The following is a 16,047-nucleotide window of genomic DNA, read 5'->3' as shown; positions in this document are numbered from 1 at the left end:
AATTACAAAGAACGAGCGCTGAAAGTATCTCCTTGATTAATGTCTCCAGTATCGAAACCTTTTTTAAACCAACGCATTCTTTGTGCGGAAGTTCCGTGAGTAAAAGAATCTGGCACAACTCTTCCTGTAGATTGTTTTTGCAAACGATCATCACCAATTGCAAAAGCAGCATTTAAAGCTTCCTCTAAATCGCCTTTTTCCATCATTCTATTAGTTTTTTGAGAATGATGTGCCCAAACACCCGCTAAAAAATCTGCTTGTAATTCTAACATCACAGAATATTTATTGTATTCAGTTTGGCTAACTTGTCCACGCATTCTTTGTACTTTACCACTAATACCTGTAATATTCTGAATGTGATGCCCAACTTCATGAGCAATTACATAGGCTTGTGCAAAATCTCCTGGCGAATTCATTCGATCTTCCATTTCTTGGAAAAAGCTTAAATCGAGATATAGTTTTTTATCAGCAGGACAATAAAAAGGACCTGTAGAACTAGAAGCGCTTCCACAGCCAGAAGAAACAGATCTTGTAAAAATAACTAAAGTTGGTTCTTTATAATTTTGTAATAATTTATTCCAAACATCCTCTGTATCTGCTAAAATGGTAGCACAAAAATTAGCCAATTCATTCTCTTTTGGTGTGCCTTTGTAATCGGATGAATTTGTAATTTGATTATTGTTATTAGAACCTCCAGTTAATAATTGCAAAGGATTATTTCCAGTGAAATACATTACAGCCAAAACAACACCTACAATAATTAACCCTTTTTTAGAAGTAACTAATTTAAGTAATAAAGGAAGAAGCATTGTTAATAAACCACCACCAATTCCACCACCACTAGAAGAAGATTGCCCTCTTCTATCTTCTACATTAGAACTTTTACGTCTACCTTTCCATTTCATAATTAACTTGCTATAAATTTAAAAAGCTAAATTTAATATATTTTTTTAGACTGTAGATAAACTTTTTAGAGATTGCTTAAAAATTGTTTTAAAAGTTGAATGTTTAAAACCAATATTGGGTATAGTAGTTTGGTGAAAACTAAAGTTGAGGTTTGGGAAGTTTGAGGGATTGGTTCGTTTAACGTGTTTGTACAAGGTTATTTGCGTGGTTTAGCTATAAAGTTAGTAAATAATTACTGACAAAGAAAATCCGCGAGGATTTTCGTAAGTAAGCAAAAAATAAGCAATTAATTTTGTACGGTGTTGTACAACGTTTTATTTCTTTTTGTATTCCTTTATTTTAAATGTTTCGTCACAAAAATTATAAGTTTTCCATTTTCCAATTTTTCTTCCATTCAACCATTTACCTTCTTTCCATAATTTCAAATTTCCTTCTTTTTCATTTGAGTTATACTCTTTTTCATAACTTTCAATTAAAGTTTTTTTATTAGAGTTTAATATTTGATAAAGAGTGGTTTCAGGTTTCAAATCAATTTTTGATGTTTCAATAATTCTATAGAGTTGATTCTTATTATTGAATTGTTTTTGATAAATTAAATTCCCAAAACTTCCATAAAAAACTTCATAAAATAATCTCCCTTTTTTGTTAAATAATTGTTGTTTCCCACTTACAATTTCATAAGTATATTCTCCATATTCATAAACCAAAAATTTGGAAATTTCTTTAATTCTACCATTTCTAAATTTTTTGATTTTTGTTATTGAGTCAATTGGTTTTAGATTTTTCGTTATTTCAATGAATTTTTCAGAATGTTGAGAATGAGAAAATTCAGCCTTTAAAAAAGCAAATAATGTTAATATTATGACGAATTTTATTTTCATTCTTAATGTTGTACAACTATAATGATATGGAACGTTTCAATGTTTTATATCAGAAGTTAAACGAAGTTAGCTGATTTTTTTTAGAAAGTCAAATAAAAAACCTCCCAGTTTTCACAAGGAGGCTTTAATACTTAATGCAACTGTGTTGCTTATTTAATTAACTCGTAACTTCTTTTAATAAACTTCGTTAACTCTTCACCATGTAAAAGGTTTTGAGATAATTTTGCTAAATCGAAAGCTTGAGAAATTAAATGTTTCTGTGCAGCTTCATCTTTATTATTTAAAATTTCAGAAACTAAAGGACTGTTGGTGTTTACAACCAAGTTGTACATATCTGGGAAATTACCCATTCCCATCATTCCTCCACCTCCAGAAGCTTGCATTTCTTTCATTCTACGCATAAATTCTGGTACAGTAATCATAAATGGAGAAGATGCAGAATCCATAGCTTCTAATTGAACTGTATACGTTTCTTTAGGAACAGCAGCTTCAATTATTGGCTTTAATTTGTCTTTTTCTTCATCCGATAATTTAGAAATTACGTTTTCGTCTTTCTTAATTAAATTATCTACGTGATCAGAATCTACTCTTGTAAACTTCACTTTAGCATCTCCACCTTCTAATTTCTGCATTAAATGAGAAATAATTGGCGAATCTAATATTAAAACTTCATAACCCTTAGCAGTTACATCTTGTATATAACTGTGCTGTGCGTCTTTGTTAGAAGCATATAAAATAACATGATTTCCATCTTTGTCAACTTGAGAATCTTTTGTTTTTTCAATCAATTCATCAAACGTAAAATACGTATCTGCTACTGTTGGGTATAAAGCAAATTTCTTTGCTTTGTCAAAGAACTTATCTTCAGACAACATTCCGTATTCGATAATTACTTTAATATCGTTCCATTTTTTCTCGAAATCTGCTCTGTCTTTTTTGAATAAAGAAACTAATTTATCAGCAACCTTTTTAGTAATATAACCAGAGATTTTCTTTACTGCTCCATCTGCTTGTAAATAAGAACGAGAAACATTTAAAGGAATGTCTGGAGAATCGATAACACCTTTTAACATCTGTAAAAAGTCTGGTACAATTCCTTCTACATTATCAGTTACAAAAACCTGATTTTGATACAACTGAATCTTATCTTTTTGCATATCCATAGATTGCGTTAACTTTGGGAAAAATAAAATTCCTGTTAAGTTAAACGGATAATCTACATTTAAATGAATATGAAATAAAGACTCTTCAAACTGCATTGGATACAATTCTCTATAGAAATTCGCATAATCTTCATCTTCTAAATCCGCAGGTTTTTTATTCCAAGCAGGATCTGTATTATTGATGATTTTATCTACAGTAATTTGTTTGTGAGGTTCTGTAGTTTCTTTACCTTCAGCATCTTTAGTTGTTTTAGGCTCAAAATTAGGATCGTTAATTTGTTTTGTTCCAAATTTAATTGGTACTTGGTTAAAACGATTGTATTTGTTTAATAAACCTTCAATTTTACTTTCTTCTAAAAATTCTAAAGAATCTTCTGCAACATGTAAAATAATTTCTGTTCCTCTGTCTTTTTTGTCGTGTTCAACTAATGTGTATTCTGGAGAACCATCACAAGTCCAATGAGCAGCAGGTTCGTCTTTAAAAGACTTTGTAATTAAGTCTACTTTATCTGCAACCATAAAAGCAGAGTAAAAACCAAGACCAAAATGCCCAATAATTCCTGCTTCGTTGTCTTTATATTTGTCTAAAAACTCTTCAGCTCCAGAAAATGCAATTTGGTTGATGTATTTTTCAACCTCATCTGCAGTCATTCCTAAACCTTGGTCTTTAATTGTAATTGTTTTTGCATCTTTATCAATGCTTACTTCAATTTTAGCATCACCTAATTCCGTTTTTGCTTCACCAATAGAAATAAGGTGTTTTAGTTTAGAAGTTGCGTCTGTTCCGTTAGAAATAAGTTCACGTAAAAAGATTTCGTGATCAGAATACAAGAATTTTTTAATCAGCGGAAAAATATTTTCTACTGATACATTAATGTTTCCTTTTGCCATTTTATATTTATTTTAATTAAATTATTAATTGTGATAACTCAATAGTCAAAAAAAATACCAAAAAGAGTTTTGTGACAAGATGACAGAATAGTGTCTTTTTTGGTAGTTTTCTATCCGAAGAAAAATCACTATTTTAGCTTGAACAAACAAACAATTTAGAACTTAAAAAATATATACAGAATGTATAACTCAAAAATAACTGGTTTAGGATATTATGTTCCAGAAAACGTTGTTACCAACAACGATTTAAAGGAATTTATGGATACTTCAGACGAATGGATTCAAGAGAGAACAGGAATTAAAGAAAGACGTTGGATAAACCCAAAAACAGGAGACACAACTGCAGTTATGGGGGCAAAAGCTGCTAGAATTGCAATTGATAGAGCTGGTTTAACAAAAGATGATATCGATTTTATTGTCTTTGCAACTTTAAGTCCAGATATGTATTTTCCTGGAGGTGGAGTACAAGTGCAAGAAATGTTAGACATGCCAACAATTGGTGCTCTAGATGTTAGAAACCAATGTTCTGGTTTTATTTATGCAATGTCTGTTTCAGATCAATTTATAAAAACAGGAATGTATAAAAACATTTTGGTTATTGGTGCAGAAAATCATTCTGGAGGTTTAGAACGATCTACAAGAGGAAGAAATGTAACCGTTATTTTTGGTGATGGAGCAGGAGCAGCAGTTTTATCGAGAACCGAAGAAGAAAGAAAAGGAATTTTATCTTCTCATTTACATTCAGAAGGGAAACATGCCAAAGAATTAGTTTTAGAAGGACCTTCTACACAAAGATGGGTTCCAGAAATTTTAGAAGAAAACGATCCAGAAGACGTTTCTTATTACCCATATATGAATGGTCAATTTGTATTTAAACATGCAATTGGGCGTTTTTCTGAAGCAATTGTAGAAGGTTTAGAGGCCAACAATTTGCAGAAAGATGATATTGACATGTTAATTCCACATCAAGCGAATTTACGTATTGCACAATTTATTCAGAAGAAATTTCAATTATCAGATGATCAGGTGTATAACAACATCATGAAATACGGAAACACAACTGCTGCTTCTGTAATTATTGCGTTAACTGAAGCTTGGGAATTAGGCAAAATAAAAGACAACGATTTGGTTGTTTTAGCTGCTTTTGGAAGTGGTTTTACTTGGGGAAGTGTTATTATTCGTTGGTAATTAGTATAGAATTACTGACATGAAAAAAAAGTATAAATTACTGCTCTTAATATCTAATCTTGGATTGATTTTTTTTGGGCTAAATATTTTTTTAAATATACTTCCTTTTGAAAGCTCTAAAGTGAATCCTTTAGTTATTTTATTATTTTGTGTGATTAATATTATAATTGCCCTAAAATCTTCTTTTGAAGCTTCTAATAGTAAATAGCTATAAAGTTATTTTAAAATGAATAAGAAAGTAGAAACTTATTTAGAGAATCTTACAAATTGGCATAGTGAATTAAAACTATTGCGAAATATTGCATTGTCTTGTAATTTAGAAGAGGATTTTAAATGGAGAAATCCATGTTATACTCATCAAAATAAAAATATTTTTCTACTTTTTAATTTTAAAGAATATTGTGGAATTACTCTCTTTAAAGGAGCTTTATTAAAAGATGAAAAATCTATATTAGTTCAGCAGACTGAAAATATGCAGTCTGCTAGACAATTAAGATTTAAAAATCTTGAAGAAATTTTAGAAAATGAGTCGCTTATAAAAGCTTATATTTTTGAAGCTATTGAGATTGAAAGATTAAATAAAAAGGTAAAAACTAAAAGTGTTTCAGAGTTTAATTTTCCAGAGGAATTAACTGAAATTTTTGATAAAAATGTAGATTTTGAAGAGGCTTTTTATTCTTTAACTCCTGGAAGACAAAAAGGATATTTACTCTTTTTTGACAAAGCAAAACAATCAAAAACAAGAATTTCAAGAATTGAAAAATACAGAAATAGAATTTTTGATGGAAAAGGAATAAACGATTGTGTTTGTGGTTTGTCTAAAAGAATGCCAAATTGCGATGGTTCTCATAAACAGTTAGAAACTTAATTATTTCTCAATTTACAAAACGCCACCACTACCTTGAGTTTCGTTTTCTTCTCTATATTTTCTATCTCTTTCTCTATTTTTTCCACTTCCGAAGTTGTAAGAAAAACCAAGATAAATAGAACTATATTCTAAACTAAAATTTCCCGTTTGTGGAAATGGATTTGTTGAAGAAAATGCCAATTTATAATTGTCAAAAATATCTGTAGCTCTTATAGATAAAGCACCATTTCCATCGAAAATAGAAAGTCTTGCTGAAGCATTTAATAAGAAATATGGATCTACTTTAAACTGTACACCTTCACTTTTTCCTCTGTAAGAACTAGATAATTGAAAACTCAATTTTTTTGAAGCTTTAAAACTATTGCTAACTCTTGCGCTAAAAAGTGTGTTTTTTACACTTTCCTTTTTGTTGTTAATTAATCCTTGGCTATCTTGAATGTACAAGCTTGAACTTGGTCTTAAAGTCCACCATTTTGTTGGTTTAAAACTAGATGAAAATTCTAAACCATAACTATCTGCAGTATCATAATTTGCATAAGAAAGAATTTGTCTGTCTGCATTCAAATCATCTTTATTAATAATTCTTCCTATACTATTGTTGGTGCTTCTGTAAAACGTTCCCAAAGTTAGATATCCTTTTGTAAGTGTTTTTGTGTAATTTACTTCAAAAGAATTTGTGAACTGTGGTGTTAAAGTTCTATTACCAACAGAAATTGTTAGTGGAGAAGTCCATTCTTGAATTGGCGTTACTTGGTTTATTCCTGGCCTGTCTACTCTTCTGCTATACCCAAGTTGAAACTCATTATTTTCTGAATGATAATAGGTTAAGAAAGCAGAAGGATAGATGCTAAAAATGTCATCAGAATAGTTCTCTAAATTTGTTTGTTGTGTGTTAGAAAAAATACCATCAACAGAAAATTGCTCGAAACGAAAACCAGCTTGCAATGCTATTTTTTTATACTCTTTGTTGTAATTTATATATGCAGAATAAATTTCTCTATCATAATTAAAGGTTGAATTTCCTCTTGGAGCCGTTGCTGGATTTCCACCAGTTTCTACCTCTTGGTCTGTAATAATATTGTTAAAACTTTTTTGAGTTCTTGCTTCTAATCCTAATTCTAAATTTCCACCTTTTATGGGTTTAGAATAATCTAAATTCACTAGAAAAATAGAATTATCATTTATAACAGTATTGGTATAATTGTAAATTTTAGAAGACGGATTTATAGTTTCTTTATTAAAATCGTTTTGTGGGTTTTTACTTTTAGAATAATTAAATTCTAACTCAATTTGTTGCCCTTTATCATCTATATCTAGTTTGTAATCTAAATTGTATGCTTGTTCTTTAATATCAAAAACAGATAAATTTGGCGTATTTAAAATCAAATTTCCATTTTCTACGGTTTTTGTTTTGATGTGAAAATCTGTGTCGGCAAAACTTTGTGTAGTGTAAAAAGACAATGTATTTTTTTTATCAATATAAAAGTCTAATCCTGTTTTTATATAGTGAGAAGTGGAATTGTCTAAATAATCTATGGTTTGAGATAAATCTTTATCACTTCTATCAAAATTTGCAAATGTTTCAAATTTACCAGCATCAACACTATAATTTCCATAAAAGTTGACTTTTCCTGTTCTATAATTTAAGTCTAGAGAAGCAGTAGGACGTGTATTTATGCTGTGTTCTGCTCCTATAGAAAATGAACCATTAAAACCAATGATTGTGTTCTTTTTTAGAATGATGTTTATAATTCCACTCATTCCTTCAGGATTGTATTTTGCTGATGGATTTGTAATTAACTCGACACTTTTTACAGATGAAGATGGTATTTGTTTCAATAATTGAGATGGAGATAAATTAGAGGGTTTTCCATCAATTAAAACTCGCACATTTTCATTTCCTCTTAAATTGATGCTTCCATTTTGAAAATTTACCTGAACAGAAGGGATATTTTCTAACATTTGCAGAGAATTTGTACCAGCAGAAGCCAAATCTTTACCAACATTTATTACTTTTCTATCTATTTTTTGAACAATTGTAGAGGTTTCAGATTGAATAACAACCTCTTCTAATTCATCTATATCTTCTTCTAAAAAGATAGTTTTTAAATCTATTTTTGATTGAGATTTAGTTAGAATAAGTGTTCTTTTAATTGTTTTAAAACCAATAAATTGTATGTCTACAAAGATGGAGTCTAAAAGAATTTCATCAATTTCAAAAATCCCTTTATCATTAGTAATTCCACCACCAACAATCACTTTAGTCTTATCCTTACAAATAATATTTGCATAAGGAATTGGTGTTTTAGATTTAAAATCTACAATTTTACCTGTAATAAAACCTATGTTTTCTGTTTTTTCTTTTTCTGTTTGAGATAGCAACGAAAATGAAAAAAAGAATATAATTAGAGGTATAAACTTTTTCATATTATTCTATTAAAACTTGTACGAATCATAGCAATTGAGAGTTTGTACAAAGAATGTTAAAAATAGGTATAATTTGTTAAAAAATAAAAAGTTGAAGAGAAAAATAAAACCTCAATTTTTGAATCACAAAAATTGAGGTTTTTTAATCAAATATCTAGTAATGAGGTTTAAAAGAATCCGCCACCACCATCTTTTTCATTATCATCTCTATTTCGTCTTCTTTTTGCTTTATTTTTTCCACCACCAAATCTATAGTTAAAACCAAGATATGCAGTTCTGCTTTCCCAATTAAATTGTCCGTTTTGTGTATAAGGATTCTCTGAATTAAAGGCGAATTTCATTCCTTGAAAAATATCATTCACTCTAAAATTAATTGTTCCTTTCCCTTTAAGTACACTTAAACTTGCACCTGTGTTTACCATCCACATATTTTCTGTTTCCCATTGAATGTCTTTAGACGGACCTCTGTACATTGCAAATAATTGTAAGCTTAAATTTTTTGTAGCTTTAAAACTATTGCTAATTCTTGCGTTAAAAACTTCATTTGTAACTTCTATTCTTTGTGGATTTGCTGAAGTTAAATCTACGCTACCCAACTGTTTTTGAGAATAAAAATCCATACTAGAATTAATTCTCCACCAATTATTTACTTTATAGTTTGTAGAAAATTCTAAACCATAAGCACTAGTGTCATCAAAATTTCTAAAAGTTAAAATTTGTGCTCTATTATTTGGGTCTAAAAGATCTACATCTGTAACTCTAGAAATTACATCATTAATTTTTCGGTAAAAAGTACCTAGTGTTACAGAACCGTTTTTAATTTGACGTGTATAATTTAGTTCAAAAGAATTGGTAAATTGTGGAATTAAATCAGGATTACCTACTGAAGTAATTAATGGAGTGCTCCATTCTCTAATAGGATTTACTTGGCTAATTCCTGGTCTGTCTACACGTCTACTATAACTAACTTGCCATTGGTTTTTTTCTGAAGCAGCATAGGTGAAAAATGCTGATGGATATACAGAAAAAATATCATCTGTAACTTGCGGTGCAGCTACATTATTTTGTTTAAAATTCCCAACAATTTCATACTGTTCTAAACGTGCGCCCAATTGCATGGTTAATTTCCCGAATTTATGTCCGTAATTTACATAACCAGAATAGATTTTTCTATCATAATCAAAAGACGAATTTCCTAAAGGTTCTGTTCCTGTAACGTTACCATTTGCATCAAAAGTATAACGCTCTTGGTCTGTTAAATTAATATTTGCTGTTTTGTTTGTTCTGTATTCTAAACCTAACTCTAATTTTCCTTCTTTAGAAACTGGGTTTGTATAATCGATATTAATTAACGTGTTACTTCTGTCATTTTCAATATCGTTAAAGTAATTTAATAATTTGTAATCTTGGTCAGAAGGAGTTCTTGTTAAGTCGTTGTTTGTTGCGTCTTCTGGATTGTCAGTTTTAGAATACGTAGCTTCAAATTCTAAATTATGCCCTTCTTTTTCGAAATCTACTTTGTAGTTTACGTTATAAGTACCTGTTTTATTTCTTTGGTCTTGTACGTTTGGCGCGTTAGAAATTAATGTTCCGTTTTCAGTAATTCTTGTAGTTCCAGTTCCACCACCAGTAAATCTATTTTGAGTTGTATAAAAAGACAGTGTATTCTTGTCATTCAAATAAATATCTGCACCAACTTTAAATAAATGAGATTGATTATTATTTATAAATTGAAAGTTTTGTAAAATGTTAGAGCCAGGTCTATCTACAAAACCATAGTTAAAATTATCACCTCCATTATAGCCGTAATTCGCAAAGAAATTTACATTTCCGGTTTTATAATTCATGTTGGTAGAAGCGTTGTAACGCACATAATGTCCTGCAGTAATACCAGTGTCAACAGAACCATTAAAGCCCATATTTGCATTCTTATTTAGAATAATATTGATAATTCCACTCATTCCTTCAGGGTTGTATTTTGCTGATGGATTTGTAATTAATTCAATGCTTTTTATAGAAGTAGAAGGTATTTGTTTTAATACTTGAGCTGCAGAAATATTTGTTGGTTTTCCGTCGATTAAAACACGAACATTGTCATTGCCACGCAAACTAATAGAACCAGTTTGGCTATCTACACTTACAGATTGTACGTTGTTTAGTAATTCGGATGCAGTAGTTCCTGCAGCAGTTAAATCTTTACCAACGTTAATTACTTTTCTATCTACTTTTTGAACCACAGTAGAGGTTTCTGCTCTTACCACAACTTCATCTAAAGAAGCGCTATCTTCATTTAAGGTAATAGTTCCTAAATTAATATTCTTATTTTCTTTGGTAATATTTATTTCTTTAGAAAATGTTTTAAAACCAATATATTGAACTTCAATAAGGCTTTTTCCATTAGGAATGTCTTTAATATTAAATAATCCGTTTTCGTCAGTAATTCCACCAGTAACAATTTTTTTGGTTACATCTCTAACTACAATATTTACATAAGGTAAAGCTTGTTTAGAAGTGTTGTCTATTACTTTTCCTGAAATTACTCCAGGTTTTACAAGGTTGCTTTTTGCCATTTGAGCAAAAGAATTTGCAGATACAATTAGTAACGCAAAAAGTAGTATTTTTTTCATTGTGGGTTGATTTTATTCTATTGTTTGATGGTATATAGACGTACAGATGTTTATATTTGTTACTGATATTAACACTGTTTAACGTATCTTTAACAATATGAAAAATATAACACTAGTTCTTGGCGCGTCTACAAATCCTAATAGATATTCTAATATTGCAATTAAAAGATTGATGGGTAAAGAGTTGCCTGTTGCTGCTTTAGGTTTAAGAAAAGGAAAAATAGGAAATGTTGTTATTGATGATGAAAAACAAGATTACAAAAACATAGATACTGTTACTTTATATCTAAATCCTAAAAGACAAGAGGAATATTATAATTACATTATTGGTTTAGCACCAAGAAGAGTAATTTTTAATCCTGGAACAGAAAATATGGAGTTTGTAAAATTGTTGAAAGAAAATAATATTGAGTCAGAAATTGCTTGTACGTTAGTTTTATTATCTACTAATCAATACTAAAAGTTTTTCCTGGTTCTGCTAATTCAACATTAGAAAAAACAGTTTCTGCTTCTTTTTTAAATAAAGAAATATCTTTATATCTACCTGAATAATGACCTACAACTAACTGCTTTACATCTGCATCTTTGGCAATTTGGGCAGCTTCAATAGAAGTAGAATGTCTTGTTTTTTTAGCTAAATCTTGTCTGTCATCTAAAAAAGTAGCTTCATGATATAATAAATCTACATTTTTAATAATGGGTACAATATCTGGTTTGTAACAAGTGTCACTACAAAAAGCAAAGCTTAATGGTTTTGGCGGATTCATTGTTAATTCCTTATTAGAAATAATTTCACCAGACGCTAAAGTTATATCCCTACCCGCTTTTATATTATTGTAATCTGCTTTATCAATTTCAGGGTAACCGCTAATATTTAGCATATTCAGTTTTCTCGGTTTTTCCTTTTCTGTAAATAAATATCCGTTTGTGTAAACTCTATGTTTTAAAGGAATTGTTCTTACCGAAACTTTATCATCTTCAAAAATAAGTTCACTTTCTGTAGAAGATAATTCATGAAAAATCATATTAAATTTTGCATGAGATTCAGAAATTTTTAGCATTTGTAATGTTGCTTTTTTAATGCCAACAGGACCAAAAATATGCATTTCTTTTTCTCTACTTAATATACCGTAAGTAGATAATAAACCAACCAAACCATAAAAGTGATCTCCATGTAAGTGAGAAATAAAAATATGGTCTATTTTAGAAAAACCGACTTTGTATTTTCGCATTTGACGTTGTGTACCTTCACCACAATCAATTAAAAAATGACGGTTGTTAATTTCTAAATATTGCGAAGTTGGAAATGCGTTAATACGAGGAGTTGCTGAATGACAGCCTAGAATAGTTAGATTTAGACTCATCTAATAACAAAACGTTTAGATATGATTTTCTTCTTATCTTGAATGCTATAAATATACATTCCTGCAGCTAAATCATTCTTGTAAAAAGGAAAAGAGTTCTTTCCTAATTTTGTTTGAATTTTTTTATTGAAAACAGTTTTTCCTAAAACATTCTTTACTGTAAATGTAATTTCTGTATTAGAATTTGCTGTAAATATAATTTTTGTTGAGTTTGTGAAAGGGTTTGGAGCAGCAGATAAATCATCCAAAGATATTTCTTGCGAAAAACCCACGAATGAAAAACTAAAAAGTAAAATAAAAAGTATTTTTTTTATCATATGCTTTATTTATTGGTTTCTAAAAACCTAACTCTCTTTCTATTGCTTCCATTTCTAAAACATCTTCTGCTTCTTGTAAAGTAGGAACGATGTTAAAATTTTCTGGAAAATCATCTACATCAACATTTGTGTTTACAATTACAAATGATGTGCCATTTTCCTTTTTTTGGGTGGCAATATCCAAAAATAATAAAAAATCTTTATTATTAACGTTAATATCATCAGAAATTTGAAGGATGATATGCTCTTTATTTTGTTCTTTTTCAGATTTTAAAAAGGAATTATAAAATTCAGAAAATGAATTTTCATCCGAAGAAATGAGAGTATAATTTTCTTTTTTTACGGTAAGCATATTATTTTATCTTTTAACTTGTTGCGCCAATAAATAAATAACCGCCATCCTTACAGCAACTCCGTTTTCAACTTGATTCAGAATAATGGATTCATTAGAATCGGCAACATCACTTGTAATTTCTACACCACGATTTATTGGTCCTGGATGCATTATTACAATTTTCTTGCCAAGATTGTCTAAAATCTCTTTATTTATGCCAAAAAGTTGCGTGTATTCTCTTGTTGATGGAAAATATTTAATATCCATTCTTTCATGTTGCACACGTAAAACATTGGCAACATCACACCATTCTAAAGCCTTTTTTAAGTTGGTTTCTACTTCTACACCTAAACTAGTAATGTATTTAGGTATTAAAGTTGTTGGCCCACAAACTTTTACTTTTGCGCCTTGCAATTGCAGTGCAAATATGTTAGATAAAGCTACTCTAGAGTGTAAAACATCACCAACAATTACTATTTTTTTTCCTTTTACAGAACCTAGTTTTTCTCTTATAGAATATGAATCTAATAAGGCTTGTGTTGGGTGTTCATGAGTTCCGTCTCCAGCGTTTATAATCTTTGCATCTACATGTTTCGATAAGAAAACACCAGCACCAACATTTGGGTGTCGCATTACAACAATGTCTACTTTCATAGATAAAATGTTGTTAACTGTATCTATTAATGTTTCTCCTTTTTTTACTGAAGATTGACTCGCAGAAAAGTTAATTACGTCTGCAGATAAACGTTTTTCAGCAAGTTCGAAACTTAATTTTGTTCTGGTACTGTTTTCAAAAAATAAATTTGCAATGGTAATATCTCTTAAAGAAGGAACTTTTTTAATAGGCCTATTAATTACCTCTTTAAAATGATCTGCAGTTTTAAAAATAAGATCAATATCGTTTGTATTTAGATATTTTATTCCCAGTAAATGTTCTACACTTAATTCTGACATGTTATTTTTGTTCTATGTAAACTGCGTCTTTTTTATGCGTTTCGTTCCAAGTTACTAAAACTTTTTCTTCGTTTATAGCATCTACTTGTCTTCCTCTATAATTTGGCTGAATTGGTAAATGTCTACTAAAACGTCTATCAATTAAAACCAATAATTCAATATTTTTTGGTCTTCCGTAAGATTGAATTGCCGTTAAAGCAGCTCTAATACTTCTTCCAGAAAATAAAACATCGTCTATAATTACTACTTTTTTATCTTCAATTAAAAAATTCATTTCAGTAGAAGAAGCAGCCAATGGTGTTTCTTTTCTTCTAAAATCATCTCTGTAAAAAGTAATGTCTAAAAGACCTAATTCTAAATTTTTGATGTTGTATTCTGTCTTTAACAGATGTGCTAATCTATTGGCAAGAAAAGAACCTCTTGGTTGTAAACCAATTAAAACAGTATTTTTAAAATCATTATGGTTTTCGATTAACTGACACGCCAATCTATGAAGTATGATTTCAATATCTTTAGAGTTAAGTAAGGTTTTTCTGCTCATAAGAAACCTATCATTTTAAGTAGATAGTTATTGAAAATCAAAATTACAGCAAATAAACGTATACACAAAATTAAAATGCGCTAAATAAATAAAGGATGTTGTTAATTAAATTGTTGAAAACAAAAAGAAGCATTTTAAAAGTGGAACAAGACTTGTAGTACCTTTAAATTAATAATTCAAATCTAAAAGTTATGTCTTTAACAAAATTTGAATCCATGCTTAAAACCAACAATATCTATTTTTTTGATTTGGTTGAGTTTGAAGAAATCATAATTCATTATTTAGATGTTGGTAAACACGCACTTGCTAAAAAAGCAGTAAAGCTAGGTTTAGAACAACACCCACAATCTGTAGATTTAAAATTATTACAAGTAGAATTGTATGTTTTTGAAAATGAGATTGATAAAGCTTCTTCTTTATTAAAAAAGATAGAAAAAATAGAACCTAATAATGATGAGGTTTTTATTCAAAAAGGTACAATAAATTCAAAAAAAGGATTGCACAAAGAAGCTATTTTAGACTTTGAAAAAGCACTTTCTTTTACAGATGATAAAGTAGATATTTGGTCTTTATTAGGAATGGAATACCTTTATTTAGACGATTTTAAAAATGCTCGTTTAAACTTTGCAAACTGTATAGATGCAGATGTAGAAGATTATTCTGCACTTTACAACATTGTGTATTGTTTTGATATGGAAGAGAAACATAAAGAAGCAATTTCATATTTGAATATGTATATTGATAAAAACCCTTATTGCGAAGTTGCTTGGCATCAATTAGGGCGTCAATATTTTATTTTAAAAATGTTTAAAGAAGCTTTATCTTCTTTTGATTATGCTGTTTTAATAGATGAATCTTTTATTGGTGGTTATTTAGAAAAAGCAAAAACTTTAGAAGAATTAGAACGTTATCAAGAAGCAATAGATAATTATTTAATTACTTTAGAATTAGATGATCCAACAGCGTTTGCATATTTAAGAATAGGTGAATGTTACGAGAAAATAGATAAATACAACGCAGCAATTTCTTACTACAAAAAAGCTGTACATGAAGATCCTTTGTTAGATAGGGGGTGGATTTTATTAACGAACTTATATTACGAACAAGAAAACTATCAAAAAGCTGCTTATTACATATCCAAAGCAATAAAAATTGATGAGGATAATTTTATGTATTGGAGAAGATATTCAGAAATAAATTTAAGACTTAACTTTTTTGAAGAAGTAATTATTGGTTATAATAAATGTTTAGCTATTGGTGATGATGGATTAGAGGTTTTTGTTGGTTTATCAGATGTTTTATCTTTTTTAGGTGAATTTAATAAAGCTTTAAGTTTTATGGTAAAAGCTGAAAAAACTTACGGAGGTTTTGCAGAAATAGAATATAGATTGGCAGGTTTATATTTTCTTCTAAATAAAGAGAAAAAAGCATTAGAGCATTTAATAATTGGTTTAGAAACAGATTACGATTATCATATAATTTTAAATGAAATTTATCCAACAGTTTTTGAAGATTCTAAAGTTCAAAATCTAATTCAGTTTTATAAAAAATAAGATGGAGTAGTAGAGCTATTATAAATATTGAAA

At 29.2% G+C, this 16,047-nt stretch carries 14 protein-coding genes; 4 read left to right on the top strand and 10 right to left on the bottom strand.

Annotated features, from left to right (window positions below; translation table 11 throughout):
* Positions 1-2: 2 nt before the first annotated feature.
* From ypfJ to htpG, 3 genes are all read right to left on the bottom strand, one after another.
* Positions 3-905 carry a KPN_02809 family neutral zinc metallopeptidase gene (gene ypfJ / locus H9W90_RS07830; RefSeq protein ID WP_187483882.1) on the bottom strand — a complete coding sequence of 301 codons (903 nt, stop codon included), beginning with the start codon at positions 903-905 and terminating at the stop codon, positions 3-5.
* A 315-nt stretch (positions 906-1,220) separates the two neighbouring features.
* Complete coding sequence (locus H9W90_RS07825) at positions 1,221-1,787, bottom strand: hypothetical protein (protein WP_187483881.1); 567 nt, start codon at positions 1,785-1,787, stop codon at positions 1,221-1,223.
* Between the two features lie 149 nt (positions 1,788-1,936).
* Entirely contained in the window at positions 1,937-3,841 is a 1,905-nt protein-coding gene (htpG, locus tag H9W90_RS07820; RefSeq protein ID WP_187483880.1) for a molecular chaperone HtpG, read from the bottom strand.
* 180 nt (positions 3,842-4,021) lie between these two features.
* Between htpG and H9W90_RS07815 the strand changes: the two genes are divergently transcribed.
* Positions 4,022-5,029 (top strand): 3-oxoacyl-ACP synthase III family protein, encoded by a 1,008-nt coding sequence (locus tag H9W90_RS07815; RefSeq protein ID WP_187483879.1) that lies wholly within the window; start codon positions 4,022-4,024, stop codon positions 5,027-5,029.
* Positions 5,030-5,255: 226 nt separating this feature from the next.
* Complete coding sequence (locus tag H9W90_RS07810) at positions 5,256-5,897, top strand: DUF1801 domain-containing protein (protein ID WP_187483878.1); 642 nt, start codon at positions 5,256-5,258, stop codon at positions 5,895-5,897.
* A 12-nt stretch (positions 5,898-5,909) separates the two neighbouring features.
* Here H9W90_RS07810 and H9W90_RS07805 read toward each other — a convergent pair whose 3' ends face one another.
* Complete coding sequence (locus tag H9W90_RS07805) at positions 5,910-8,324, bottom strand: TonB-dependent receptor (protein ID WP_187483877.1); 2,415 nt, start codon at positions 8,322-8,324, stop codon at positions 5,910-5,912.
* A 167-nt stretch (positions 8,325-8,491) separates the two neighbouring features.
* Positions 8,492-10,951 carry a TonB-dependent receptor gene (locus H9W90_RS07800; RefSeq protein WP_187483876.1) on the bottom strand — a complete coding sequence of 820 codons (2,460 nt, stop codon included), beginning with the start codon at positions 10,949-10,951 and terminating at the stop codon, positions 8,492-8,494.
* A 97-nt stretch (positions 10,952-11,048) separates the two neighbouring features.
* Here H9W90_RS07800 and H9W90_RS07795 point away from each other — a divergent pair, with 97 nt between their 5' ends.
* Entirely contained in the window at positions 11,049-11,411 is a 363-nt protein-coding gene (locus H9W90_RS07795; RefSeq protein ID WP_187483875.1) for a CoA-binding protein, read from the top strand.
* Here the strand turns inward: H9W90_RS07795 and H9W90_RS07790 are convergent.
* Genes H9W90_RS07790 through pyrR form a run of 5 tightly spaced genes read right to left on the bottom strand, consistent with a single transcriptional unit; the run spans position 11,398 to position 14,461 of the window.
* A complete protein-coding gene (locus tag H9W90_RS07790; protein ID WP_187483874.1) occupies positions 11,398-12,315 on the bottom strand; it encodes a ribonuclease Z in 918 nt (305 codons plus the stop codon). The genes H9W90_RS07795 and H9W90_RS07790 overlap by 14 nt on opposite strands.
* Positions 12,312-12,632 carry a T9SS type A sorting domain-containing protein gene (locus H9W90_RS07785; RefSeq protein WP_187483873.1) on the bottom strand — a complete coding sequence of 107 codons (321 nt, stop codon included), beginning with the start codon at positions 12,630-12,632 and terminating at the stop codon, positions 12,312-12,314. The genes H9W90_RS07790 and H9W90_RS07785 overlap by 4 nt, the downstream gene beginning before the upstream one ends.
* Before the next feature lie 19 nt (positions 12,633-12,651).
* A complete protein-coding gene (locus H9W90_RS07780) occupies positions 12,652-12,984 on the bottom strand; it encodes a hypothetical protein (protein ID WP_187483872.1) in 333 nt (110 codons plus the stop codon).
* 6 nt (positions 12,985-12,990) lie between these two features.
* Positions 12,991-13,920, bottom strand: a complete 930-nt coding sequence (locus H9W90_RS07775; protein WP_187483871.1) for an aspartate carbamoyltransferase catalytic subunit — start codon at positions 13,918-13,920, stop codon at positions 12,991-12,993.
* A 1-nt stretch (position 13,921) separates the two neighbouring features.
* Positions 13,922-14,461 carry a bifunctional pyr operon transcriptional regulator/uracil phosphoribosyltransferase PyrR gene (pyrR, locus tag H9W90_RS07770; protein WP_187483870.1) on the bottom strand — a complete coding sequence of 180 codons (540 nt, stop codon included), beginning with the start codon at positions 14,459-14,461 and terminating at the stop codon, positions 13,922-13,924.
* A 191-nt stretch (positions 14,462-14,652) separates the two neighbouring features.
* Between pyrR and H9W90_RS07765 the strand changes: the two genes are divergently transcribed.
* Positions 14,653-16,014, top strand: a complete 1,362-nt coding sequence (locus H9W90_RS07765) for a tetratricopeptide repeat protein (RefSeq protein WP_187483869.1) — start codon at positions 14,653-14,655, stop codon at positions 16,012-16,014.
* The last annotated feature ends 33 nt before the right edge of the window (positions 16,015-16,047 follow it).

Origin of the sequence: Polaribacter pectinis (genome assembly GCF_014352875.1) — a bacterium.
GTDB lineage: Bacteria > Bacteroidota > Bacteroidia > Flavobacteriales > Flavobacteriaceae > Polaribacter > Polaribacter pectinis.
This window is presented reverse-complemented; position numbering and strand designations above follow the sequence as displayed.